This is a genomic window from Cobetia sp. MB87, assembly GCF_011319755.1.
In the GTDB taxonomy this organism is placed as follows: domain Bacteria; phylum Pseudomonadota; class Gammaproteobacteria; order Pseudomonadales; family Halomonadaceae; genus Cobetia.
Genome location: NZ_VFBC01000002.1, coordinates 122,263 through 146,840 on the forward strand (window position 1 = coordinate 122,263; position 24,578 = coordinate 146,840).

The 24,578-nt window shown below is 60.7% G+C and carries 19 protein-coding genes; 3 read left to right on the forward strand and 16 right to left on the reverse strand.

The window, feature by feature from the left end; translation table 11 throughout:
• Nucleotides 1-57 precede the first annotated feature (57 nt).
• The 7 genes from yidD to CDPAHKCJ_RS00780 form a co-directional block, all read right to left on the reverse strand.
• On the reverse strand, nt 58-339 hold the full coding sequence (gene yidD, locus CDPAHKCJ_RS00750) for a membrane protein insertion efficiency factor YidD (RefSeq protein WP_205700749.1): 282 nt from the start codon (nt 337-339) through the stop codon (nt 58-60).
• Nucleotides 340-376: 37 nt separating this feature from the next.
• Complete coding sequence (gene hisI, locus CDPAHKCJ_RS00755; protein ID WP_166017978.1) at nt 377-823, reverse strand: phosphoribosyl-AMP cyclohydrolase; 447 nt, start codon at nt 821-823, stop codon at nt 377-379.
• A gap of 97 nt (nt 824-920) precedes the next feature.
• Nucleotides 921-1,745 (reverse strand): metal ABC transporter permease, encoded by an 825-nt coding sequence (locus tag CDPAHKCJ_RS00760; RefSeq protein WP_043334239.1) that lies wholly within the window; start codon nt 1,743-1,745, stop codon nt 921-923.
• A gap of 78 nt (nt 1,746-1,823) precedes the next feature.
• The gene (locus CDPAHKCJ_RS00765; RefSeq protein WP_166017980.1) at nt 1,824-2,654 is read right to left on the reverse strand and encodes a metal ABC transporter ATP-binding protein; all 831 of its coding nucleotides are present in this window, start codon (nt 2,652-2,654) and stop codon (nt 1,824-1,826) included.
• Between the two features lie 111 nt (nt 2,655-2,765).
• Nucleotides 2,766-3,911 (reverse strand): zinc ABC transporter substrate-binding protein, encoded by a 1,146-nt coding sequence (locus CDPAHKCJ_RS00770; RefSeq protein ID WP_166017982.1) that lies wholly within the window; start codon nt 3,909-3,911, stop codon nt 2,766-2,768.
• Nucleotides 3,912-3,987: 76 nt separating this feature from the next.
• Nucleotides 3,988-5,325: a dihydroorotase gene (locus CDPAHKCJ_RS00775; protein ID WP_166017984.1), complete on the reverse strand. Its 1,338-nt coding sequence runs from the start codon at nt 5,323-5,325 to the stop codon at nt 3,988-3,990.
• Between the two features lie 59 nt (nt 5,326-5,384).
• Complete coding sequence (locus CDPAHKCJ_RS00780) at nt 5,385-5,852, reverse strand: transcriptional repressor (protein ID WP_166017986.1); 468 nt, start codon at nt 5,850-5,852, stop codon at nt 5,385-5,387.
• Nucleotides 5,853-6,135: 283 nt separating this feature from the next.
• On the opposite strand from CDPAHKCJ_RS00780, the gene CDPAHKCJ_RS00785 reads away from it, so the two are divergent.
• The gene (locus CDPAHKCJ_RS00785; protein WP_166017988.1) at nt 6,136-6,849 is read left to right on the forward strand and encodes a DUF1826 domain-containing protein; all 714 of its coding nucleotides are present in this window, start codon (nt 6,136-6,138) and stop codon (nt 6,847-6,849) included.
• A gap of 111 nt (nt 6,850-6,960) precedes the next feature.
• Here the strand turns inward: CDPAHKCJ_RS00785 and CDPAHKCJ_RS00790 are convergent, their stop codons facing one another.
• The 3 genes from CDPAHKCJ_RS00790 to CDPAHKCJ_RS00800 form a co-directional block, all read right to left on the reverse strand.
• Complete coding sequence (locus CDPAHKCJ_RS00790; RefSeq protein WP_043334235.1) at nt 6,961-7,977, reverse strand: alpha-L-glutamate ligase-like protein; 1,017 nt, start codon at nt 7,975-7,977, stop codon at nt 6,961-6,963.
• Nucleotide 7,978: 1 nt separating this feature from the next.
• Complete coding sequence (locus CDPAHKCJ_RS00795; protein WP_166017990.1) at nt 7,979-9,541, reverse strand: inactive transglutaminase family protein; 1,563 nt, start codon at nt 9,539-9,541, stop codon at nt 7,979-7,981.
• Nucleotides 9,542-9,643: 102 nt separating this feature from the next.
• Nucleotides 9,644-10,474 carry an ATP-dependent zinc protease gene (locus CDPAHKCJ_RS00800; RefSeq protein ID WP_166017992.1) on the reverse strand — a complete coding sequence of 277 codons (831 nt, stop codon included), beginning with the start codon at nt 10,472-10,474 and terminating at the stop codon, nt 9,644-9,646.
• A 1,221-nt stretch (nt 10,475-11,695) separates the two neighbouring features.
• Between CDPAHKCJ_RS00800 and CDPAHKCJ_RS00805 the strand changes: the two genes are divergently transcribed.
• Nucleotides 11,696-12,223, forward strand: a complete 528-nt coding sequence (locus tag CDPAHKCJ_RS00805; protein ID WP_166017994.1) for a DUF3833 domain-containing protein — start codon at nt 11,696-11,698, stop codon at nt 12,221-12,223.
• Nucleotides 12,224-12,335: 112 nt separating this feature from the next.
• On the opposite strand, the gene CDPAHKCJ_RS00810 is transcribed toward CDPAHKCJ_RS00805, so the two are convergent.
• The 6 genes from CDPAHKCJ_RS00810 to nfuA all read right to left on the reverse strand — a co-directional run bounded on the left by CDPAHKCJ_RS00810 (nt 12,336) and on the right by nfuA (nt 20,293).
• Nucleotides 12,336-14,231: a sensor domain-containing phosphodiesterase gene (locus CDPAHKCJ_RS00810; protein WP_166017996.1), complete on the reverse strand. Its 1,896-nt coding sequence runs from the start codon at nt 14,229-14,231 to the stop codon at nt 12,336-12,338.
• Nucleotides 14,232-14,509: 278 nt separating this feature from the next.
• Nucleotides 14,510-14,902, reverse strand: coding sequence for an ectoine synthase (locus CDPAHKCJ_RS00815; protein ID WP_043334232.1), 393 nt, complete (start codon nt 14,900-14,902; stop codon nt 14,510-14,512).
• 159 nt (nt 14,903-15,061) lie between these two features.
• Nucleotides 15,062-16,327 (reverse strand): diaminobutyrate--2-oxoglutarate transaminase, encoded by a 1,266-nt coding sequence (gene ectB / locus CDPAHKCJ_RS00820; RefSeq protein ID WP_043334231.1) that lies wholly within the window; start codon nt 16,325-16,327, stop codon nt 15,062-15,064.
• 282 nt (nt 16,328-16,609) lie between these two features.
• Nucleotides 16,610-17,173: a diaminobutyrate acetyltransferase gene (gene ectA / locus CDPAHKCJ_RS00825; protein ID WP_233593255.1), complete on the reverse strand. Its 564-nt coding sequence runs from the start codon at nt 17,171-17,173 to the stop codon at nt 16,610-16,612.
• Nucleotides 17,174-17,580: 407 nt separating this feature from the next.
• Nucleotides 17,581-19,380, reverse strand: coding sequence for a sensor domain-containing diguanylate cyclase (locus CDPAHKCJ_RS00830; protein ID WP_166017998.1), 1,800 nt, complete (start codon nt 19,378-19,380; stop codon nt 17,581-17,583).
• 322 nt (nt 19,381-19,702) lie between these two features.
• Nucleotides 19,703-20,293, reverse strand: coding sequence for a Fe-S biogenesis protein NfuA (nfuA, locus tag CDPAHKCJ_RS00835; protein ID WP_166018000.1), 591 nt, complete (start codon nt 20,291-20,293; stop codon nt 19,703-19,705).
• Between the two features lie 380 nt (nt 20,294-20,673).
• Here nfuA and metH point away from each other — a divergent pair, with 380 nt between their 5' ends.
• Nucleotides 20,674-24,399, forward strand: coding sequence for a methionine synthase (gene metH / locus CDPAHKCJ_RS00840; RefSeq protein ID WP_166018002.1), 3,726 nt, complete (start codon nt 20,674-20,676; stop codon nt 24,397-24,399).
• The last annotated feature ends 179 nt before the right edge of the window (nt 24,400-24,578 follow it).

The following is a 24,578-nucleotide window of genomic DNA, read 5'->3' on the forward strand; positions in this document are numbered from 1 at the left end:
ACATAATTTCTTCACATGCGTACGAGCGTCCACGATGCAAGACGCTATCATGCGTCATCAAGACCTGGGCGCGTCGTCCTTATCATGCGCATCACAGCAGCTGGCAGACGAGGCGTGATCCTTGCGCGGTGGCACGGGGTCCACGCCACCCGGCCCACCCAGTGGGTGGCAGCGCGACAGACGCCTGGCCGTGAGCCAGCACCCCTTGAGGGGCCCATGCACCTTGATGGCCTCAAGTCCATAACTGGAGCAGGAAGGGTAGAAGCGACAGCGCGGCCCCAGCAGCGGGCTGAGCACCAGCTGATAGCCGCGCAGCAAGCCGGTCAGCAGGCGCGTCATGACCGACGTCACGCCGCGCCTGAGAGAGTGGCGATGCTTAGGCGTTGCCATACAGGGTGTTCGGATCAATGATCGGTGCATCGGTAATCTCGGCACCTTCAGCATCCAGGCGCCAGTAGAAGCAGCTCTTGCGACCGGTATGGCAGGCAGGGCCTGTCTGATCGACCTTGACCAGCAGGGTGTCACCATCGCAGTCCAGATACGTACTGATCAGCTTCTGCTGTTGGCCCGAACTCTCGCCCTTGCGCCACAGCTTGCTGCGCGAGCGTGAGAAGTAGCACACGCGACCAGTGGAGAGCGTCTCGCGCAGGGCTTCGGCGTTCATCCACGCCATCATCAATACCTCACCACTGTCGTGCTGCTGCGCGACGGCGGGAATCAGGCCGTCGCCATTCCAAGGCAAGGCGGCGATCAGCGCATCCAGCGCGACCTTCTCGCCGACATCGGCAGTCTCCAGCGACTTCAGTAATCCATCCTGTGCCATTGAGGGTGTTTCCTTGCAGAGTCCATATCGAAGCCCCTGCCAGTGTCATGTCACGCCGGCAGAGGCTCACGCAGTATTCAGTATCACAAGCCGCGAATCAGCGACGCAGCCCGCCACGGGCACTGCGCCAGATGAGCGACAACAGGTAGGCGACACCGGCCACCAGCACGATGGTCGCGCCGGCGGGCAGGTCGAACTGCCACGAGAGCGCCAGCCCACCTGTAGTGAAGGCCATGGCCGCCAGGCTCGCGATCACGATCATCATGCCCAGTGAGCGGGCATGATGGCCGGCAAGCGCGGCAGGCAAGGACAACAAGGCCAACACCATGATCAAGCCCACGGCCTGCAGCAGCAACACGACGGTGATCGCCACCATCACCAGCAGCAGCAGATAGAGCGTCTTGACCGGCACGCCCCGCAGACGCGCGAACTCTTCATCGAAGATCACCGCAGTCAGCGGGCGATGTACCAGCAACAACACCAGCGCCAGACCTCCCACCATCCAGGCAAGGGTACCGATGGCATCCGCGGGCACCAGCAGCAGGTTGCCGAACAGGTAGCTCATCAGGTCGACCTTGTAACCCGGGGTCTGACTGATGAACAGAATGCCGGTGGCCATGCCGATGGCCCACAACGCACCGATGACGGTGTCTTCCTGATCAAAACCCTTGAGACTGATGTAGCCGATCAGCAAGGCGGCGAGGATGGCACTGATGAAGGCGCCGACCAAAGGGCTTGCGCCCATGAAGTAGGCGATCCCCATGCCGGCAAGCACGGTATGGGCGATCCCCCCGGCCAGATAGCCGATGCGGCGTACCACGACATAGGGGCCGACCAGACCGGCCGCAAGACTGGCCAGCAGGCCGGCGAAGAGGGCGTTCTGGAGAAAATCCTGGCTGCCCAGGGCGGTGATGAAATTCATGTAGTGTAAGCCTAGAGCGTAGAGCGGGCGACGTGAAGGAAGTGAAACAGGCCAGACGGGCAGTCACCGGCCGCGACATCAGTGATGGTGATGGATCATCTGGACGTGTTCGCCATAGAGCCGCTCGATCGATTCGGCGGTGAGCGTCTCGGTGTCATGGACGATCATCTTGCGGTTGAGGCAGGCCACTCGATCGACGTAGTCACTGATGAAGCCGAGATCGTGACTGATCACCACCACGCTCATGCGGTTGGCCAGACGATTGAACAGCTCGAACAGCGAGCGCTCGCCGTCGCTGTCGACACTCGCGGTGGGCTCATCCAGCAGCAGCAACTGAGGCTCGGCCGCCAGGGCGCGAGCGATCAGCACACGCTGCAGCTGACCGCCGGAGAGGGCATCGATATGCCGGCGGCGCAGATGACTGATGCCGACTTCTTCCAGCACTGCACCGATCGCCTCACGGTCAGCGCGTGGCCACGGGCCCCACTGGCGACGACGCCCTTGACGCCCCATCAGCACGACATCTTCCACGCGGATGGGGAAGCGCTTCACGAAGTTGGCAAACTGCGGCACATAGCCGATATGGCGCGCAGCAGTCTGAGGCGTGCGCCCCAGCACCCGGACACAGCCAGCCGCTGGCTTGTGAAGACCGAGTATCAGCTTGAGCAACGTGCTCTTGCCGCCACCGTTGGGCCCGATCAGTCCCACGATCTCGCGCGCGCCGACCTGGAAGTCGACATCGTCGAGAATGACCTGCTCACCATACCGGAAGGTCACACCGCGAATATCAATGGCATCCGGTGCATCTGCCGGCACCGGGCGAAAGACCGGTCCGACACTGCGCCCGGTGGCTGACGCCTCCGGATGGCTGTCCGTGCGCGGGCGCGCGACGGAGATGGGGCTGACCATGTCGTAAGGTACCTCGTTGCAACGCAGACGGGCGCATGAGCGCCCGTCTGACTTTTCGATGGGGCAGGCATTGTGCAAGATCAGACGCCATGCGCAATACCCGGCCGGCAATTACTGGCTGTCAGTCAGCTCGAAACCTGCCTTCAGCGCTTCGGTGGCGTGCTTCAGGTTGTCGAGATAGTCCTCTGCCAGCGGGTCCAGCACTGCCACTTCGGCCTCCAGAGAGCTTGCGATCCGCTTGGCCGCCGTCTGGGAGAACTGCCCCGAGACGAAGATGGTGCCGATGTTCTCATCCTTGGCACGCGTGATCAGCATGGCCATCTCGCGCGGCGTGGGCTCTCGGCCACTGACTTCAATGGCATGCTGCTCGAGCGAGTAGCGGTCCGCGAAGTAGCCGAAACTGGGATGGAAGATCAGGAAGTTGCGGCCCTTGTAGGGGGCCAGCGTCTGAGCGATCTGCTCATCCAGTTCACTCAAGGTCTTGAGCAGACGCTGCTCATTGGCATCGATCTCGCTGGCATGCTGCGGCAGGCGAGCCTCGAGCACTTCGGCGGCACGCTCGACGACGGTCTGCATGCGCTGCGGATCCAGCCAGAGGTGAGGATCGGCTTCGCCGAGACCCTCATCCTCGTCATGATGGGCGTCATGACCTGCGTGCTCGTCATGATGCTCTTCGTGCTCATCGTGGTGGTGCTCGTCGTGACCTTCATGCTCATCATGATCGGCATGATCGTCGGAGTGATCATCATCGTGATGCGCGTTGTGCTCATGACCATGCGCTTCATCATGACCATGAGCATGTGCCTCGCCACTGCCGAAGTGGCGTGTGTTGAGGCCCTCCTCAAGATGCACCACCTGCATCTCGGCATTGTTCTTCTCGAGACGCGGCAACCAGACCTGCTCGAAGGGTACGCCGATGGCGAGATAGAGGGGAACCGTCGACAACTCGGCCACCTGGCGGGGGGTCGGGTCATAGGTGTGCGGGCTGTTGCCCGGCTTGACCAGCGTGGTGATCGCGACATGATCCCCGGCCAGCTGATCGACCATCCACTCGACGGGTGGCACGCTGACGGCGACATGCAGTGGCGCACTGTCTTCGGCTTGCGCGTTGGGGGCCGCCAGAACGGCAAGCGCACCCAGCACGCTCAGGGGCAGGCTACGCGCGGCCCGCGAACCCAGCGTGCGCTGGACCCGGGACAGCAGCTTTTCGCAGAACACCTGGCGAGAGGCCAGGGGAGAGCCCGCATGCATACTCATGACACCACTTCCTTTGTTAGTGATCACGGCATGATGCGGGCAAGGCGTGCCGAGAATCGACACGCCATGACCGCCATCAGCCGCGGTTGAACGAGAGACGCTGGCCGTTGGCCACCGGGTTGACGGTCTTGCCGTCATAGGCTTTCACGCCGTTGACGAAGGTCGCATCGATACGCGCCTTGAAGGTCACGCCATCGAAGGGGCTCCAGCCACACTTGTAGAGCACGTTGTCACGCGTGACGCTGGTCTCGCCATTCAGGTCGACCAGCACGAGGTCAGCGAAGGCCCCTTCACGGATATAACCGCGATCGACGATGGAGAAGCGATCCGCCACGTTGTGGCTGGTCTTCTGCACCAGAGTTTCCAGGTCGTAGATGCCGTCCTGGACCTGATCGAGCAGTGACAGCAGGGCATGCTGCACCAGCGGCAGGCCGGAAGGCGCCTTGAAGTACGGATTCTGCTTCTCTTCCCAGGTATGCGGCGCGTGGTCAGTGGCGATGATGTCGATACGGCCATCCATCACGGCAGCGCGCAGGGCGGCGCGGTCTTCGGCGGTCTTTACTGCCGGGTTGCACTTGATCAGGCTGCCACGGGTGTCGTAATCGGCGTCGCTGAACCACAGGTGATGCGCGCAGACTTCGGCGGTGATCTGCTTGCCCTTCATCGGGCCGGCCTTGAACAGCGCCATTTCCTCGGCGGTGGTCAGGTGCAGGACATGCAGCTGGGTACCGTTGCGGGTCGCCAGATCGATCGCCAGACGCGAGCTCTTGATGCAGGCTTCGCGCGAGCGGATCAAACCGTGTTCGGAGAAGGGCACATCTTCCCCGAAACGCTCACGCCAGCGCGCCTCGTTCTCCAGAATCATCGGCGTGTCTTCGCAATGCGTGACGATGGGCGTCGGGGCATGCTTGAAGATGCCTTCGAGAATCTCCGGATCATCGACCAGCATGTTGCCGGTAGAGGCGCCCATGAAGATCTTGATGCCGCAGGTCTGATTCGGATCCAGCGTCTTGATCGCTTCCAGGTTGTCGTTGCTAGCACCCAGATAGAAGGCATGGTTGGCATGGGCACGACCGGCCGCCACGGCGAACTTGGCCTCCAGAGCATCGCTGTCCAAGGTCGCTGGCTTGACGTTGGGCATGTCGAAGAAGGTGGTAATCCCCCCGGCCACGGCAGCAGCAGACTCGGTGGCGATGTTGCCCTTGGCGGTCAGGCCCGGCTCACGGAAGTGCACCTGATCATCGATCATGCCCGGCAGCAGATGGCGGCCAGCGGCATCAATCACTTCACGTGCATCGAGGTGAGACAGGTCGCTGCCGATGGCGTGAATACGCCCGTCCTTGATGCCCACATCCTGAGTGGAAATGGTGCCTTCATTGACGACTTGCGCCTGTGAGATGCGGATGTCCAGCATGTGACGTCCTCCGTGGGAAGCAAATGTTATATCGTATCAAAAGCGCTCGCAAGCGCCGTTCACTGAGCGTTTTCTGCCATGACAGCTCCTTGAGAGGTGCAATCCTGGCAACGCCCCTCGAGTTCGATGGTCTGGCGTTCGATCGAGAAACCATGGCGATCGGCGCTGGCGACGAGCCGGGTGCCGAGATCGTCATCATGCATTTCCTCGACACGACCGCAGCCGCGGCAGATCAACAGCTGAAATCCGTGCTGATGTTCCGGGCAGTGGCAGGCAAGGTAGGCATTGAGTGATTCGATGCGATGGACGAGCCCCTGTTCGAGCAGGAAGTCCAGCGCACGATAGATCGTGGGAGGGCGGGCAGCGCCATGTTCCTTGGCGAGCTGATCCAGCAGGTCATACGCCTTGAGTGCGCCATGACTGGTCGCGATCATTTCCAGTACACGTCGCCGAATCGGCGTAAATCGCACACCGCGCGCCAGACATTGACGTTCAGCCTGGTCGATCAGCGAAAGTGGCTCTGGCATGAAGAATCCTGAGTGTCGTGAATCCCGGATGTCAAAAGGCGTCAAGCGCGATGAGGGCAAGTCCGTCAGCGCGCAGCCTGAATGACCAGATGCTTATTCTAGGGCAAATGGGCCATGACGGGCCACCGGCAAAGGCATCGGGGCTGCGTGAGTCACTCAAAGGCAACGCACGGTGGGGGCCGACATGAAATCGTGGACAAGCGATCAATATGATATAACATAACAATTATTGCTTTCTTGGTCGCGGTGGTAGACCCGCGACCATCCCTGACAGGAGGATTTCATGGCCCAGTTCGAGGCGCTGCCCCCCCCCCTTTCCACACGGCCCGAGCCACGCCTGGCAGCCAGTCCGTCACCTTCGGCTCACACATCAGCGCCAAGGCCCGCGACCCATTGGCATATCGGGCACGAAGCACAGGACCTGGGGGCGATCTTCGAACCCGACATCAGCCTTGCCGTGATGCAGCGCCGCATCGATGCGGCATTGAAAATGGCGGTCAAGGCTCAGTCCTCGGGTGCCTACCCGCTGCGCATGCGCTGGCGCGGGCCTATCAATGACCTGCGTGAGGCGCTGGAGCGTTACCTTCCCGCACCGGATGCCGGGGCTGCGCTGATAGAGGATATCTGTGTGCTGGGTGAGGCCATGGGCGAGCTCTTCGAGGTCAAGGATATCGGTATACGGCTGGAGATGACCCAAAGCGCCATGTGCCCGCGCTTTCATGTCGACCGCATCCCGGTCAGATTGGTGACGACCTATGATGGCCCGGGCACCCAGTGGCTGCCGGAACATGCTGCCGACAGATTGGCGCTGGGCCACGGCCAACCTGGTCATCAGGACATTTGCCTGGCCCCCGGCGAGATACATGAGCTGCGCCCGGGTAGCCTGGCGTTGCTCAAGGGAGAGTGCTGGCCGGGCAACGAAGGACGAGGGCTGATCCATCGCTCACCGGTGGTGCCCAAGGGTAGTCGCCTGATGTTGAGCATGGACCCCGGCTGAGCTGAGGCCAGGTGAGTCCGCAAACAAGAACACCCCGCCAAGGCGGGGTGTTCTTGTTTGCGGGTGGTCATACTGCCTGATCATTCATTCAGCAGACCTTCAGGACCGATATCAGTCAGCGATGGGCGCCATGCCGACATTGGCGACATCTTCCTTGCTGCGCGAGAAGTGCTTGCGCGCAAAGGCGACACGCTCGGCAACCGGCACACCATCGGGCTGACGCTCGATAAGCTCGAGCCGCTTGCGCAGGCCCTCGCCATTGGCCATCTGGATGGCCAGCCCCGGGCGGGCGTTGAGCTCCAGAAGCATCGGGCCATGGCGACGATCCAGCACCATGTCCGTGCCCAGATACCCCAGCCCCGTCATCTCGTAACAGCCGGCAGCCAGCTCGAGCAGGGTGTCCCACTGCGGCACCTTGAGCGAGAAGATATCGTGCCCGGTATCGGGGTGCGCGAACTGCGGACGATCGTACTGCACGCCGCGTACCGCCCAGCCACTGCCGATATCCAGCCCGACACCGACCGCCCCCTGGTGGAGGTTGGCCTTGCCATCCGAAGCCGCTGTCGACAGGCGCATCATCGCCATCACGGGATAGCCCTTGAAGACGATGACGCGAATGTCCGGCACCCCTTCATAGGTGAACTCGGCGAAGGCTTGATCGAAGGAGATCAAGCCTTCGACCAGCGCCACATCCGGTGAGCCGCCCAGCGAATAAAGCCCTGACAGGATGTTGGAAACGTGGCGCTCCATGTCGGCACGCGTGATACGCGCGCCGCTGGGCTTCACATACTCTTCGCCATCATGGTGCTCGATGACGAGAATCCCCTTGCCGCCTGAGCCCTTGGCCGGCTTGATCACGAAACCAGCGTGATCGCGCACCATGTCGACGACACGCTCGACCTCGAACTGACTGGCGACCTTGCCGATCATCTCCGGCGAGGCCAGGCCATATTTCTGACACAACAGCTTGGTCTGCAGCTTGTCATCGACCAGCGGGTAGAGACGGCGGTCATTGTATTTCGAGATATACCCGATGTTGCGGCGATTCATGCCGACAACCCCCCGGGCGCGCAAGGCGCCCGGCGTGGTCCAGTTGCGCGACCAGCGATTCAGCCATGACGAGAGCATCTCAATCCTCCGTCAGCGGCTTGAAGCGGCGCAATTCCAGCAGACGATAGCCGGTGTAGTTGCCGAGCAGCAGGATGAAGGCCATCAGCACCAATTGCAGACCGAGGAAGTTGAAGGTCAGGTGACGCACCCACGGATTGTTCATCGCCAGATAGGCCAGCACGGCGGTCAGAAGGCTACCACCACCTTGCTTGAGCACTTCCTTGGGACCTTCCTCTTCCCACAGGATCGACATGCGCTCGACGGTCCACGACAGGATGATCATCGGGAAGAAGGTGATGGTCAGGCCGGCGTTCAGGCCGAAGCGGTAGGCGAGTACCGAGAAGATGGAAATGATCGCGATCACCGTGATGATCACCACCGAGACCCTCGCCACCAGCAGCAGATTGAGCCGCGACAGGTAACTGCGGATCACCAGGCCCGTCGCGACGATCAGCAGGAAGCCGATCAAGCCGGTCACCAGACTTGTCTGGATGAAGGCGAGGGCGATCAATACCGGCATGAAGGTACCGGAGGTCTTGAGACCGACCAGTACACGCAGCAGCACCACGACCAGCGCGCCGATCGGGATCAGCAGGATGGTCTTGAACAGCGCCTGCTCTTCCAGCGGCAGGGAGTGGATCGAGAAGTTGAGCAGCTCGTCATTGGCCAGCTTGTTGCGCACCGCGACGGCCGCCGGCTCGTTGTGACGGATCATCGAGAAGCTGACACGGGAATTCACGCCACCTTCGACTTCCAGCATCGGCGCGCCACGACCTTCCCACAGCAGCAGGTTGTCCGGCTCACCTTGCTTGCCGGTTTCCGGGTTGATCAGCACCCAGTCGGTGTTGATCTCTTCGCCATCGGCGGCATCGACATCCACCGCCTCGTTGCCCTGCGGCGTTTCGGCGAAGACCTGCAACCAGGACGAGACAGTCTGGCGACGACGACCGTCTTCCAGGCTCAGACCGCTGACCAGACGCGCACTGACACCGGCCTCATTGAGCAGGCGCAGCATCAGCTCGGGCCGCTCGAACTGGGTCAGCAGCAGGCGCGCATTCTCGCCTTGACGCTGATTGTCGAACTGCTTGATCAACTCGCGTGCGAAGGTGAACGAATCGGCACTGCGCTCACGAGCCTGATCGATGACCTGAGCCGCGGCGGTATCGTAGGGACGCTCCCAGGAGACTTCCTGAGGGGCCGGAAGGCGCTTGATGGCCGCAGGGGTCGCGTTGTCGGACTCCAGCATGGTCACGGTGTAATACAGCAGTTGCGAGCCTGCCGCTTCACGGATCGACCATTCGGCACGACGGCCCGGCAGGTCATCCAGATAGGACAGCCCGAAGCCCGAGGAGGCCGTGTTCTCGGTCAGAACGCTGTAGCCTTTCTGGTTTTCCGGCAGCGCCAACGACGCCTTGACCGGACCGCCAGTGGCCGTGAAGGCCACCTGAGCTTCGATATCCCACACTTTCTGTTGTGCACCGGGCACCCAGGGCACATCAAACGAAATATGGCGATAGGCGGTCAGGCCCACACCGATCAGCATCAACAGGCCGACCAGGAGATAGAAAGCAAAACGCGACATGGGAGTCCTTGAAATGTCTGGAGCAGTCATGATGGCTCGGCGGAGCACCGAGCCATGTCAGGCAGCGAAGCCGGGCAGAGGAGACAGGAGGGCGCTTGCCACTCAGTCGCGGTTGCCTTCGTTCGGGTCCTCGTCCTTGGCCGCTTCGTTACTGGGTGCACTGCCCGGGTATTCCGGACGTGCATTGATGAAGGTACGGCTGACGTCCACCGCAGCGATGTCCATCATGAAGCGACGGCCCAGCAATACCGGATAGGTGAGATCACGACGATCATTGAGGGTGAACTCGACCTTCTGCTTGATGTCACCCAGCGTCATCAGCAGGCTGACGACGGGACGCTCTTCGCGACCGGAGGCCTGGATGATGGTCACCGTGCGGCTGACCTGGGCTTCGACCCACTTGTCACGATCGCCTGACACGAAATACTTGCCGTCATCCCGCAGCGCGAGCTTGAACTTGACCCACTTGGCGCCGTCGCGCTCGAATTCGGTGATATCACGCGCCGACAGCGACGAGGTGTTGGCCCCGGTGTCGATACGTGCCTTGAAGTAGCTGCTGATGGTCGGGAAGCCGACCCACTCGACACGCCCAAGCAGGGTCTTGTCGAGGATGGGGTTGTCGGTCACGGCCTTGCAGGCTTCCACGGCCTGTGGCTGTGCGGGCCGTTCCATCTCGGCATGGATCTGGCGTAGCTGACTGCCGACTTCTCGCACGTCACGACGTAGAGAGCGGCTCAACGCCTGCTGGTCGGCAAGTTGCTGCTGTTGGACGTTGCATTGGCCTGCCAGCTGTTCCTGCAGGGCGTCGATGCGCTGCGAGAAGGCATCTGGCGTCAATACCGGTTTCTGCGGTTGCGGTTGTGCCGGGACGCAGCCGGCCATGACGACGACACTGGTCAAGGTAACAGGCAATAGCAGCTTGCGGATCAGCATAGGGGAGAAGGTTCCTGTTCAGCCTTGCTGCCGCTCTACAACCTGTGTGAACGGCAGACATAATTCTTGTCCATCGTCAGTCAGTTAGCACACTGACACGACGATGCCCGGGTATTCCCTTGTATAGCTTGGGCGTTCTAGCACCTAAGCGTTACTTGGGGCGATCATACGTAGCCCGAATGGTGACTGTCCATGTTTCAACACCTGACGCCGAGCCATTTCCTGCGATTCACCAACGTAGCGATCACTTTCTGTCGCCAGTCGAGGACAGAGCATACAAGCTGCCACCAGGCGTGGCCTATGGCCGCCGTCAGCTGACTGGAGGTATCACGCCAGCTTGGCTTGCGTCGCCTCCAGGTGACGAAAACCTTGATCGAATTCACCCTCCAGGCAGAAGCAGCCTCTGCGGCAGTTTGCACAGCCAGACCTCACTGTTTGCGCATTGTTCAGGATGTCACTGGATCAGCAGCGACGGGTCAACAGCATGGGAGCCATACGATCTCGGTCGAGAGCACGCCGACACGGCGAGTCAGACTGTCGCCAAACTGACAAGGCATGCCAAAAGAGATGACATCAGCAAATTCAATGATATCCGCTTGCTGACTCAGGGGCTGGCATTGACGCCAAGCCAGCCAGGATCTATCCCAGCCAGGTCAGGAGGTCTGGTGCCTGGCGATCGAGGCCCAAGCATCCAGGCACGCAGAATCCATGCACATAGCATCGACGGACATGGCTTGAGCGCCGTCACGAAACATCGTATTTAACATAATATATATTATACGAACCATAACCTACAGGCTTTGTATGTGATCCTGAGCGCCCGCATGGCCAGCTGCTTTGGTTTATCAGGCAAGGTTCATCAAGCAAGATCCATCAGGTCGAGTCCGTCGGGCCAGACCCAGCGAGTGAAACCTGTCACCTTGCACAGCAACGGCCAGGTTCACGATCCAGATGTCAAACAGCCCGCTTGCCCAAGAGCGCGAACAAACTTATCCTTGGTAGAATTTACGCACAAGTATTGTAGAATAAATCGTACTGCGTGTGATCCACACCGCGCACCTTGTCACTCAACCTTGCCACGCGCCGTGATGACTCACGGGTCGGCGCGAAGCGGAGTCAGCGATGCCCTTCTTCTCGTCCTGCCGGTCAGCTAACGCTGGATTCCTGCATAGCGGCTTTCGACGCCTTAAGCGCATCAGCGGCCGCACAGCCGTGTTGATCATGGCAGCGGGACTGTCAGCCTGTAGCGGCCCTCAGATAGAGGATTACGCGGACAGCGGCCCTGAGCTTCGCATTGATGACTACTTCCTGGGCCACACGCGTGGCTGGGGCATGGTGCAGAATTACCGTGGCGAGGTGACGCGGCGGTTCGTGGTCGATGTCATCGGCAGCATGCAAGGCGACCAGCTGATTCTGGAGGAAGACTTCGTCTACGCCGATGGCGAGACACAACATCGCCGCTGGACCTTTACCCCGGCGGGTGATCGCCAATGGACTGGGCGAGCGGCAGATGTGACGGGCGAAGCGACGGCGACGACCCGCGGTAACGCCTTGCGGATGAACTATGTGCTCCAGGTGCCGATCGACGACAGTACCTGGGAGTTCAGCATGGATGACTGGATGTACCTGCAACCGGATGGTCGCATCCTGAACCGGACCTCGATGCGCAAACTGGGCCTCGAAGCCGCCAATATCACCCTGGCATTTCAGCGCTGTCCCTGTGATGCACCGGCAGCTGAGCCGAAATGACGCTCGTGCGCGGCACTCATGTGAGACCCTGATGGCTTCAAGCCTTGCCAGGGGACTTCACCCCTTGATAGCGCCAGCCTTTGTCAGTTCCAGCGCCTGACAGCCCATACCCTCATGAGGCGGCGGAGTCACCCGCATGTTGCTCGAGCGATGACTCCACCTTGGACAGCCACTTGCCGTAATCCTCTTCTGGCGCCATGGGCTCTCCGAAGGCGTAGCCCTGCAACTGGTCAAAGCCCAGATCCATCATGGTCTGGCGCTGGCGTGCGTGTTCGATGCCGACCGCCACGGCGGAGATCTCCAGCGCATGCAAGGCCGCTGTCCAGGCTTTCAACAGGCGCGCCTGACGCGGATCGGTCTGCAACATACTGATCCAGCGCGGATGCAGTTTCACGCTGGTGATGGGCAGCATGCTCAGCAGACGCAGGCTGTCATGCTCAGGGCCGAAGCGATCGACACAGAAGCTGATGCCGTCATTGGCCAGCGACTTCATCGCCATGATCAATGGCTCAGGCGTCGCGACGAAACTCTCGATCCCGCTGACATCGAGGCGCAGGCAATCTCCCTTTAGCCTGTAGAGGCGCAGGACACGGCGCAGGGCATCCATATACTCGCTTTCGATAAGGCGCGACGCCGTGATGTTCAGCGACAGTGGCAGCCAGGTGTCGTTGCTCTTCCTTGTCGCCAGCCAATGACTCAGCAAGGCGCAGCCTCTGCGTAGCACCCAGATATCGAGCTCCTCATCCAATCCGGCGTGTCTGGCGATACGCAACATCTGATGGGGCGTGATCCAGCGATTCTTGTCCTGCCAGCGCAGAAGCACTTCCTGCCCGCTAAGGCTTTGACGATCCGCAGTGACGATGGGCTGCAGATGGATGCGCAGTTCATTGTCACGTAGTGCCTGGGCAAAGCGGTTGTTCATCTCGAGGCGCAGGTTGAGGTTGTCCGTGAGATCCGCGAACTGCACGCCCTTCTCTTTCGGTGCCCATTCACTGGCACAGACAAGCTCCTCTTCTAGAACCTCGACCAGTTCCGCCGCTGACATGCTATCGCTTACGAAGGTGCCCGCTCCGATCAACAGATCAGGCCGGCTGTTGGCGGAGAGATGCAGCAGCCAGGGTTGCTCCACGAAGCGATGCCAGCGCATGCCGTGCAATGCCTGGTCACGCGGCAACAGGATCATCAGGGTGTCGTGACTGACGCGCCCCTTGAGCAGGCCATCGTCATCGAAGTTTTCATTGAGCTGGTGGGACAGGGATTGCAGCACGCCTTCGTAGAAGTCGACGCCCTGCTGCTTGCGCAGCCTTTCGGCATTCTGCAGCTTGACCAGAATGACCTGCAGCGCCCCCTGACTGGCGCGCTCCTGCAGCCAGGCCGTCATTCTCTGCAGGTAGCGGCGACGCAGACTGTAGCCGGTGATCGGGTCGATATTGGCTTGCAGGGTGGCGCGTGCGCGCTCTGCCAGCAGCGCATCACGCTGGATGAGCTCGTTCTCGACCAGCAGTGCACAGCGCTCCAGCCGCTCCAGCTGGGCCGTATCCAGTTGACGGGGCTTGTGGTCGATCAGGCACAGAGTCCCCAGCGGCAGGCCGCTGCTGTCACGCAGCACGGCACCCGCGTAGAAGCAGACATGCGGTGGCCCCGTCACCAGGGCGTTATCAAAGAAGCGTTCATCCTGGCGCGCATCATTGATGACCAGAACGCGCTCTTCATGCAGCGCGTGGGCGCAGAAGGCGAGATCCCTGCCCGTCTGCCGTGCATCCAGCCCGCAATGGGCCTTGAACCACTGGCGGTCTTCATCCACCAGCGACACAAGGCAGATGGGCACATCAAAGATATCAGCGACCAGGCGCGTCAGATCGTCATAGCGCTTTTCATGGTCACTATCCAAGACATGCAGAGAATGCAGGCTATTGAGACGCTCTTCTTCGCGCGGATGAGGTGCCGCCGGCCTGAAGCCGGGCCGGCCACCCGGCGCGAGGGTCGTCTTTGGGGTGGAATCTGCCATGGCCTACTGCCTCGTTGGAATTTCCAGGAGATATAACCGCATGTTCGTACTTGAGCATACTCGTCTCGACTGTTGACTGGCAGAGCCGGCAAGCTGCGCACCATTAACGATAATTGAGCGTGGAAACCCCTACACGTTCTGCTGCGCGGCAACCTCACGGAGCGGTTTCTCACCACCACGACGCAGAAAGCCCCGCAGCAAGGCTACGGGGCTTTCTGGATGACGCTTGTCTTTATGAGGTCAGACGCTTCGCGCCTTACTCACGTCGAGACAGGATCTCAGGCTTCGGCAGGTGCATAGGAGCCATCTTCACGATGGACTTCCTTGCCGGTCAGGCCCGGGGTGAACACGCAGGCCAGGTGCATGGTCTTGGTCGCACGCAGCAGGTGATCATCGTGCTCGTTGAGGATATAGATGTCGCCCGGCTTGATCGGCCAGATCTTGCCATCAGCCAGTGTTTCGACTTCACCCTCACCTTCCATGCAATACACCACTTCATAGTGATGCTTGTAATGGATGTGGGTCTCGGTGCCTTCAAAGATGCGGGTGATGTGGAACGAACACTTGCCACCATCTTCATCGAGCAGCAGGCGCGTGCTATCCCAGTTGCCATTCTCGGCCTTGACCAGACGATCGGTGCTGCGGGCTTCTTCGAGATTGCGAACGATCATGTGTTTTCCTCACTAGGCTGCCTGACATCGACAGCTGACAGATGGCGATTACCGTAACGAAGGGGTGACCTGGATGGGCAATCGGTGGAAATGGCAAGCCAGAGGCTCACCAACGACCCGCGGGGCGCCGATGACCGGGCACCCCGCGGGAAGACAGCGTTACTTGGACAGCACAGCGGCAGCGTTTTCCTCGATGATATCGAGGGCTTCCAGCAGGTCTTCGTCGCGGATGGTCAGCGGGCACAGGCACTTGACGACCTGACCGGAGTGACCACTGGTCTCGATGATCAAGCCCTGCTCGAAGCAGCGTGAGGTGATGGCATCGGCCAGCTCACCGTCACGGACATCGATACCGCGCATCAGGCCACGGCCCTTCTCGTGCGCTTCGAAGCCGTTCTCACGGGCCTTGGCGGCAATCTTCTGGAAGCGGTCTTCGACGATACGGCCCTTGCGCTGTATATCGCGCTCGAACTTGTCATCGCTCCAGAAGTGGCGTAGCGCGGCGGCGCCGGTCACAAAGGCCAGGGCGTGGCCACGGAAGGTGCCGTTGTACTGGCTCGGCTTCCACTGGTCCAGCTCGGGACGCATCATCACCATCGCGAACGGCACACCGGAGGCAGACAGCGACTTCGAATTGCAGACGATGTCCGGCACGATGTTGGCGTGCTCGAAGCTGAAGAACTTGCCGGTACGGCCACAACCCGCCTGTATATCATCGACGATCAGCAGGATCTTGTGCTCCTTGCACAAGGCATCCAGACGCTGGAGCCATTCGATGGAGGCCGGGTTGATCCCGCCCTCACCCTGCACGGTCTCGACCAGCACTGCTGCCGGGCGATCCAGACCGCTGGAGGAATCCTTGAGCAGCTTGTCGAGGTAGGCAACGGTGTCGATACCCTCACCCATGTAGCCATCGTAAGGCACGAATTGCGCACCCTGCGCCGGCAGGCCTGCCGCATCACGGAACTTGGCGTTACCGGTGGTGGCCAGCGCACCCATGGTCACACCATGGAAGCCGTTGGTGAACGACACGATGTTGTGGCGGCCGGAGACCTTGCGCGCCAGACGAATGGCAGCTTCCACCGCGTTGGTGCCGGTCGGCCCCGGGAAGTGGACCTTGTAGTCCAGACCACGCGGCTTGAGGATCACTTCCTCCAGCGCTTCAAGGAAATCGCGCTTGGCGGAAGTCCACATATCCAGGCCGTGGATGATGCCATCATTGCTGATGTAATCGACCAGTGCCTTCTTGAGTACCGGATGATTATGCCCGTAGTTGAGCACACCGGCACCGGCGAGGAAATCGATGTAGCGCTTGCCGTCCTCGGTGAACAGGTGGGCATTCTGCGCCTTGGTGAAAACGGTCGGGAAAGAACGCGAATAGGTGCGTACCTCGGATTCCATCTGTTCGAGAATCTGCGTATTCATGCTGTCACCTCCCTGGTGATGGATGGCCGCGTACTGAAGTGGCCATACCAGAATGTAAAGACGATCCAACGAATGACACTGACCCTACCTCACTCACACATGGGGTCAGCAGGAGATGTCACAACCTTCCTGTCGTGAACATCTGCCGGACGGGGCGTGATTCTTCTCGACGACCGACACAAGAATCATGACGGCGTCCCGTCCGAGACTTCATGCAACTTGCTATTCGCCCGTGCTGCATATGGGCTTTGGCTGAACAAGCGCCTTGAGCGCGTCGGGCACTCAGATATCGCTCGGCAGGAACGGGCCGATGCGCACCAGGTTTTCGGCAAGGTGCTCGCCACCCAGCTGGTCTGAGGAGAAGTACTCACGTGAGTGCAGCGGCACCTGCCAGCGCTCGGCGAGACGAGTGAACAATGCCCAGGACGCCTCGTTGTCCGGCGTGATGGTGGTCTCGAGATGACGCACGTGCGCCATTTCGGGACGCTTCATCACGGCTTCGATCAAGCGGCGTGCCAGGCCAGTCCCACGCGCCTTCTCACCGACGGCGATCTGCCACAGGAAGAAGGTCTGAGGGGCGTCGTTGCGGGTGTAACCGGAAACGAAGCCGACGACCTCACCTTCCTCATCTGTCGCGATGGCGCAGCTGTCACGGAACTGCGTGGCCAGCAAAACGTACGAATACCCTGAATTGAGGTCCAGCGGCGGGCAGGCCTTGACCAGCTCATAGATGCCCCAACCATCATCGGTAGTCGGCTGACGAATGAACAACGGCGCGCTGGCGCGGTTGATCACGGCATCGTGGGTGTGGTGGGCCAGGCCCTGAATCGTGGAAGTCATTGTCATGGTTTTCATAAAATATTTCGCAGTTGGCGAATTCGCTATAAACCATAACAAACCGTTATGGATGTCGCAAACCATAAATTATTCTCGTAAAGCGTATGGATAACGTAGAATTATCCCAAGCCCCGTACCGGTAAGCGTGCAGGCCCGGGCGGGGGCTGGGGCCAGTACCAGTACCGGGCAACACTCGCCCTCGCCCTCGCCCACCGCCCGCTGGTGGTTTGGATCCCTTAGACGCAAGACGGCGCCCCTCGGGGCGCCGTCTATTTGCTTGCTCATGCGGCATCAGGCCTTGCTGTCGCTGTCACTGCCACTGCCGCTGCCATTTCCATTGCCACTGAGGCGGCTTCTGCTCTGGTGCTTGAACTCTATAGTGCTAGAACCCCAGGGCTAGAACCCCTGAGCTTCCGTCACTGCTGTTTGTGCCCCTCACGCTTCTTGCTGGCAATAGCGACAATCTGGCCAAGCTCATCATGGCGGCTGAATTGCACCGCGCAATTGCGGCCCTCATTCTTGGCGGCATAGAGCGCCATATCCGCATTGTGGGATAGCTGTTCACGCCCACTGCCATGCTGAGGGGCGATGGCAATCCCGATGCTGCAGCCCACTTCCAGCTTGTGTTCTTCATACAGGAATGGCTTGCCCAGACTGTCAATGATGCGCTGGGCCAGCTGGGCGAGTTCGCCGTGGCGACCCAGGTTCGCCTGGATATCGGCATTGTGGACCAGCACCACGAACTCATCGCCTCCCAGACGCGCGACGAAATCGCCCTTGCGCACCACCTGATTGAGCCGCTCCGCGATCACCTTGAGCGCCACATCTCCTGCAGCATGGCCATGGGTGTCATTGATGGGCTTGAACTTGTCGATGTCCAGCATCAGACATGCCATCTGACCGCCCTCGTCATTGACGCTTTCGAGCCAATGCTCGACACGCTCATAGAAATGCTGTCGATTGGGCAGTCCCGTCAGAGAGTCATGCATCGCCAGTTGCGTGATGCGCTTCTTGTAGTTGTTGCTCTCGATGATGTTGTACTTGAACTTCTGCAGCGCCCGCGCCATCTGGCCCACTTCATTGGTGTGCTGGGTGCTGTCGATCACCACGCTGACATCGTCATTGGCCAGGGTATTCATGGTCTGGGTCAGACGACGTATCGGCACCAGCACATAACGCCCGAACAGCCACATGGAGATGCCGATCAGTACCACGATCATCGCCAGCGCGAGGCCATTGACCACCGGGGCTACCGTGGCCAGCAGCTTGAGCGTCTTGCCGACCGCGGCAGAGGTGGCCCCGATCCGCATGCGGCTTTCGTGATCCAGCACCGCCAGTGCGTCAAGCGCCGGCGCATCATTGACCTTGACCCGCTGATCGATCTCACTCGGTGAAAGATCCGCCTGTTCGTCATGCAGCTGGTTGACCTTATTCAAGCGGTCACTGTAGGACTGGATGACATCGGCGATATCGCGGATGGCACGTTGCTCGGCGGTGTTCATGCCCAGCGCACGATATGCCGCCAGGGTGGCGCGCAGCGATTCGATATCCTGCGCCGCCTGCTGACCGTAGATGGCGTCACTGCGCAGCACGTAATTCTTGAAGTGGTGGATCATCTCGCCATAGCCGAGATCCCGGCGCAGGTTGGCCACCAGGCGAGCCTTGCCCATGCCGTTCTCGAGCGGATTGTCATTGTCACGCAGTTCCGCGATGGAGATACGCCGCAGGGTATCCAGCCCCGAGACGGCCTGGAAATCATCGATCTGAACCACCTTGTCGATATCGGCACTCGAACGCCCTTGCTCGATCATCGTGCGTATTCTGGGCACCATCAACTCATAGCGATTGATAGTGGCACGCAGACCCGCTACCGCATTTTCCTCCCCTTGGGTCAATCCAAGGTTCTGGTAACGGCTCAGAGCGCTGCGAGCGGCACCGATCTCGTTCTGCACCTCGCCGATCAGCTCGAGGTCCTGACGCAGCACGAGATTCTTGAAGTCATGCACCATGCCGCCATAGCCCAGGGCCTTGGTCAGCTGACCTTCCAGGCGCGGCTTGTCAGAGCGCGCCTGCTGATATTCCTGCCAATCACGCTGCAGGTCGGACACGTTGCGGGTAATGAATGCCAACACGACCAGCAACACCAGACCCGCCAAGGCGGAAAGCGCACAGATGATGATGTTGATGGTGCGAAAGCGCAGGTTGGCCAGACTCATGAAGGCTATCTCTTGACGATGGGAGGAAACGTTCGATGGAAAAACGCGTCATGCCGGCCAGCTGAGGGGCGCTGACAGCATGAAAAAGCTACTGCCACGATACCAGATAAATCTAATACTTTACTCAGCAACTTCACTGAGCACCCTCTATACGCCAGACGCCCTGGCCTGGATGTCCCAGACCCGCGTCAGGTCGTTTCATACCATGAGAGTCTGGCGCCGCACCCACAAAAAAAATCTCCCACCGAAAATCGATGGGAGATTGTGTTTCTGACCTTTACCTGAATTGGCCCTGGCCACGGACCTGAAGCCAGGCCCGACCTCAGCTGTAGTAGGCGTTGGTCGTGTCGGTGTGATCGGTGACGTCACGCACACCGGTCAGTTCCGGGATACGCTCCATCAGCGTCTTCTCGACACCATCCTTCAGCGTCAGATCAACTGCGGAACACCCCTGGCAACCGCCACCGAACTGCAACACGGCGACCTGCTCTTCGGTCAGCTGCACCAACTTGATCTCGCCACCGTGAGCCGCCAGACCCGGATTGATCTCGCTGTAGAGCAAGTAGTTGATGCGGTCTTCCAACGGGCTGTTGGCGTTGACCTTGGGCATCTTGGCGTTCGGCGCCTTGATGGTCAGCTGCCCGCCCATGCGATCGGCATTGAAGTCGACGGTCGCTTCTTCCAGGAACGGCACGCTGTGCGTGTCGAGATAGACCTTCAGCTTCGGCAGATCCAGGATCTCATCCGTCGGCTCTTCCTCGCCCGGGCGGCAGTAGGCGAGACAGGTCTCGGCATACGGCGTGCCCGGCTGGGTGATGAAGATGCGCACGCCGATACCTTCGACGTTCTGCTTCTCGAGCAGCTCGGCAAGATACTCCTGGGCGCTATCGGTAATCTGGATGCTCTCACTCATGGCGCAGAGACTCTCTTGATGTCAGGTGACTAATGGCTCCATGTTAAGGAAAACCTGCTGCACTCGCAATCCTGAGCAAATCACTCGGGTTTGGTGCCCTGCGCGCGGTGGGCACTCCTGACTGACTCATGTTGCGCATGAATCATGCTCATCGTGACGATTCTGCAGTCTGATACGATAGCGCCATCTGGCCAGGCAGGGATTTCGTGAGCGGATCCCTCGCCAGCGCCTCTCAATAGCAATGAGTTCGCGCCTGTGGCGTGTGACTTTCTCGGCAAGGTACTGGCTCAGTAGGTACTGGCTTGGCAAAGTACTGGCCTGGTAAAGAGAGTTACACGTTCGGGAGACAACGCGACAGGTCACGCACGCTGGAGTCCGTCATGGCGCAAGCCCTATCCCCTGTTCCCTATTATCTGCCCCTGCCCGACGCGCTGAGCCAGGCATTGCAGGAGCGTATCCTGATCCTCGATGGCGGCATGGGCACCATGTTGCAGAGCTACGGGCTGGAGGAGGAAGACTTCCGTGGCGAGCGCTTCGCCGACTGGCCCAGGGACATCAAGGGCAACAACGATCTGCTGGCGCTGACCCGGCCAGACATCGTCGAGGCGATCCACCGCGCCTACTTCGAGGCCGGCGCCGATATCGTCGAGACCAACACCTTCAATGCCACTCAGCTATCGCAGTCCGATTACGGCATGCAGGCGCTGGTTCACGAGATCAATCTCGAATCGGCACGCCTGGCGCGCAAGACGGCGGATGCCGTGGCCGCCGAGACCGGCATCCCGCGCTTCGTCGCCGGGGTACTCGGCCCGACCAGCCGCACCTGTTCCATCTCGCCGGACGTGAATGACCCCGCCAAGCGCAACGTCACCTTCGATATTCTGCGCGACAACTATCGTGAGGCCGCATTGGCGCTCTTCGAGGGCGGAGTGGATCTCATCCTGATCGAGACCATCTTCGACACCCTGAATGCCAAGGCGGCGATCTACGCTCTCGAGGAGCTGTTCGACGAAGGTCATCCGCGCCTGCCGGTGATGATTTCCGGCACCATCACCGATGCCTCGGGACGCACGTTGTCCGGCCAGACTACCGAAGCCTTCTGGAACTCGGTGCGTCATGCGCGCCCGCTGAGCATCGGCCTCAACTGCGCGCTGGGCGCCGAGGAGCTACGCCCCTATCTGCGCGAGCTGTCCGAGAAGGCCGATACCTTCGTCTCCGCGCACCCCAACGCCGGCTTACCCAACGAATTCGGCGAGTACGACCAGACCCCGGACGAGATGGCCGAGATCATCGGCACCTTCGCCGCTGATGGTCTGCTCAACATCATCGGCGGTTGCTGTGGCTCTACTCCCCAGCACATCCAGGCGGTCAAGCGCGTGGTGGCCCAGTACCCGCCGCGCAAGGTGCCGGCCATCGCGCCGGCCTGCCGCCTGTCGGGTCTTGAGCCCTTCAACATCCAGCCGGACTCGCTGTTCGTCAATGTCGGTGAGCGTACCAACGTCACCGGCTCTGCGCGCTTCCGTCGCCTGATCAAGGAAGAGGACTACACCACCGCGCTTGAGGTGGCACTGGAGCAGGTCGAGAACGGCGCGCAGGTGATCGACGTCAACATGGATGAAGGCATGTTGGAATCGAAGGAGGCCATGGTGCGCTTTCTGAACCTGATCGCCTCGGAGCCTGACATCTCCCGCGTGCCGATCATGGTCGACTCCTCGAAGTGGGACATCATCGAGGCGGGCCTCAAATGCATCCAAGGCAAGGCGGTAGTCAATTCCATCTCGCTCAAGGAAGGCGAGGAAAGTTTCCGCGAGCAGGCGCAGATCTGTCGGCGCCATGGCGCCGCCGTGGTAGTCATGGCGTTCGATGATGTTGGCCAGGCCGATACCTATCAGCGCAAGATAGAGATCTGCGAGCGCGCCTACCGGATGCTGGTCGATGACATCGGCTTCCCGGCCGAAGACATCATCTTCGACCCCAACATCTTTGCCATCGCCACCGGCATCGAGGAGCACAACAACTACGGGGTCGATTTCATCGAGGCCACGCGCTGGATTCATGACAACCTGCCCCACGCGATGATTTCCGGTGGCGTCTCCAACGTGTCCTTCTCGTTCCGCGGCAACAATCCGGTCCGCGAAGCGATCCACTCGGTATTCCTCTATCACGCCATCCAGGCGGGCCTGAGCATGGGCATCGTCAACGCCGGCCAGCTGGCGCTCTACGATGACCTGCCCCGCGAGCTGCGCGACGCAGTCGAGGACGTGGTGCTCAACCGCCGCGCTGACAGTACCGAGCGTCTTCTCGACATCGCCGACAAGTACAAGGGCGATGGCAGCAGCGGCGAGAAGAAGGAAGACCTCGAATGGCGCAGCTGGTCGGTCAACAAGCGCATCGAGCACGCGCTGGTCAAGGGCATCACCGTCCATATCGAGGAAGATACCGAGGAGGCACGCCTGCAGGCAGCCCGCCCCATCGAAGTCATCGAAGGGCCGTTGATGGACGGCATGAACGTGGTCGGCGACCTGTTCGGTGCGGGCAAGATGTTCCTGCCCCAGGTGGTGAAGTCGGCGCGCGTCATGAAGCAGGCGGTCGCCCACCTGATCCCCTTCATCGAGGCCGAGAAGAGCGGCGAGACCCAGGCCAAGGGCAAGATCGTCATGGCCACCGTCAAGGGCGATGTCCACGACATCGGCAAGAACATCGTCGGCGTGGTGCTTCAGTGCAACAACTATGAGGTGATCGACCTGGGCGTGATGGTGCCGGCGGAGAAGATCCTGCAGACCGCCATCGATGAGAAGGCCGACATCATCGGGCTTTCCGGGCTGATCACGCCGTCGCTGGACGAGATGGTCAATGTGGCCAGGGAAATGCAGCGCCGAGGGTTGGAATTGCCGCTGCTGATCGGTGGTGCGACCACGTCCAAGGCACACACCGCCGTCAAGATCGACCCGCAGTATGAGCAGCCGGTCATCTATGTCACCGACGCCTCGCGTGCGGTGGGTGTCGCCTCGCGACTGCTGTCGCCGGAACTCAAGGCAGCCTATGTCGATCAGATTCGCACCGAGTACGCCGTGGTGCGCGAGCGCAATGCCAAGCGCCGCCCCAAGGCCGCGGACCTCGACTACTACGAGGCGCGCAAGCGCCGTTTTCAGCCGGACTGGGAGCATTACACCCCGCCGGCCCCCAGCTTCACCGGCCTCAAGGTCTTCGATGACTACGATCTGAATGAACTGGTCGAGCGCATCGACTGGACGCCCTTCTTCATGAGCTGGCAGCTGGCGGGCAAGTACCCGAAGATTCTGCAGGATGAGACGGTCGGGGAAGCGGCGCGTTCGCTGTTTGCCGATGCCAGAGTGATGCTGCGCAAGCTGATCGATGACAAGGTGCTATTGGCGCGTGGCGTGATCGGCTTCTGGCCGGCCAACTGTGTCGACGACGATACCCTGGAAGTCTACGCCGATGAGTCACGTACCCGGGTGGTCGAGCGCCTGCATCACATCCGTCAGCAGATGACCAAGAATCGTGATGGCGTCTGTCACAGTCTCGCCGACTTCATCGCCCCGCGCGACAGTGGCAAGCCGGACTGGATCGGTGGCTTCGCCGTGACCACCGGACATGGCGCGGATGAACTGGCCGGGGAGTACGAGGCGGCGGGCGATGATTACAACGCCATCATGGTCAAGGCGCTGGCGGACCGTCTCGCCGAAGCCTTTGCCGAGCGCCTGCACGAGCGCGTGCGCAAGGAGTTCTGGGGCTACGATCGCGAGGAAGTGCTTGACAATGAGGCGTTGATCGCCGAGAAGTATCGCGGCATTCGTCCGGCGCCCGGCTATCCGGCCTGCCCGGACCATACCGAGAAGGCTACGCTGTTTCGCATGCTCGAACCGGAAAAGCATGCCGGCATGGTGCTGACCGAGAGCTTTGCCATGTGGCCGGCGGCCGCCGTCTCTGGCTGGTACTTCGCGCACCCGGAGTCGAAGTACTTCTCCACGGGCAAGATCACCCGCGATCAGGTGCAGTCCCTGGCAAGCCGCAAGGCAATGGAGCTTTCCGAGATGGAACGCTGGCTGTCACCGGTGCTGAGCTACGATCCCGGCGCCGATTGATCCGCTACTTGAGACTCCTCGACTGCTGATGGAGCCAACGTCAGCTCCGCGCGCTTCACCTCACAAAAGGTGGGGCGCGCTGTCGTCTGAGAGGCGATGTCTTCAGTTTGCGGAGCGCGCTATCATGTCGCTCTTCCTTGTCCGCTGTCGTGAGTCGCCCGTGCTGCCGTTGTCACTGC

Bases quoted from the DNA above. Each gene is read 5' to 3' on its own strand.
- nfuA (WP_166018000.1), bottom strand. From the start codon at position 20,293: ATGAGTGAGAGCATCCAGATTACCGATAGCGCCCAGGAGTATCTTGCC.
- CDPAHKCJ_RS00770 (WP_166017982.1), bottom strand. From the start codon at position 3,911: ATGAGTATGCATGCGGGCTCTCCCCTGGCCTCTCGCCAGGTGTTCTGC.
- CDPAHKCJ_RS00790 (WP_043334235.1), bottom strand. From the start codon at position 7,977: ATGCTCTCGTCATGGCTGAATCGCTGGTCGCGCAACTGGACCACGCCG.
- ectA (WP_233593255.1), bottom strand. From the start codon at position 17,173: ATGACAATGACTTCCACGATTCAGGGCCTGGCCCACCACACCCACGAT.
- CDPAHKCJ_RS00780 (WP_166017986.1), bottom strand. From the start codon at position 5,852: ATGCCAGAGCCACTTTCGCTGATCGACCAGGCTGAACGTCAATGTCTG.
- CDPAHKCJ_RS00815 (WP_043334232.1), bottom strand. From the start codon at position 14,902: ATGATCGTTCGCAATCTCGAAGAAGCCCGCAGCACCGATCGTCTGGTC.
- CDPAHKCJ_RS00760 (WP_043334239.1), bottom strand. From the start codon at position 1,745: ATGAATTTCATCACCGCCCTGGGCAGCCAGGATTTTCTCCAGAACGCC.
- CDPAHKCJ_RS00800 (WP_166017992.1), bottom strand. From the start codon at position 10,474: ATGCTGATCCGCAAGCTGCTATTGCCTGTTACCTTGACCAGTGTCGTC.
- CDPAHKCJ_RS00765 (WP_166017980.1), bottom strand. From the start codon at position 2,654: ATGGTCAGCCCCATCTCCGTCGCGCGCCCGCGCACGGACAGCCATCCG.
- CDPAHKCJ_RS00795 (WP_166017990.1), bottom strand. From the start codon at position 9,541: ATGTCGCGTTTTGCTTTCTATCTCCTGGTCGGCCTGTTGATGCTGATC.
- CDPAHKCJ_RS00775 (WP_166017984.1), bottom strand. From the start codon at position 5,325: ATGCTGGACATCCGCATCTCACAGGCGCAAGTCGTCAATGAAGGCACC.
- ectB (WP_043334231.1), bottom strand. From the start codon at position 16,327: ATGAATACGCAGATTCTCGAACAGATGGAATCCGAGGTACGCACCTAT.
- metH (WP_166018002.1), top strand. From the start codon at position 20,674: ATGGCGCAAGCCCTATCCCCTGTTCCCTATTATCTGCCCCTGCCCGAC.
- CDPAHKCJ_RS00805 (WP_166017994.1), top strand. From the start codon at position 11,696: ATGGCAGCGGGACTGTCAGCCTGTAGCGGCCCTCAGATAGAGGATTAC.
- hisI (WP_166017978.1), bottom strand. From the start codon at position 823: ATGGCACAGGATGGATTACTGAAGTCGCTGGAGACTGCCGATGTCGGC.
- CDPAHKCJ_RS00785 (WP_166017988.1), top strand. From the start codon at position 6,136: ATGGCCCAGTTCGAGGCGCTGCCCCCCCCCCTTTCCACACGGCCCGAG.
- yidD (WP_205700749.1), bottom strand. From the start codon at position 339: ATGACGCGCCTGCTGACCGGCTTGCTGCGCGGCTATCAGCTGGTGCTC.
- CDPAHKCJ_RS00830 (WP_166017998.1), bottom strand. From the start codon at position 19,380: ATGAGTCTGGCCAACCTGCGCTTTCGCACCATCAACATCATCATCTGT.
- CDPAHKCJ_RS00810 (WP_166017996.1), bottom strand. From the start codon at position 14,231: ATGGCAGATTCCACCCCAAAGACGACCCTCGCGCCGGGTGGCCGGCCC.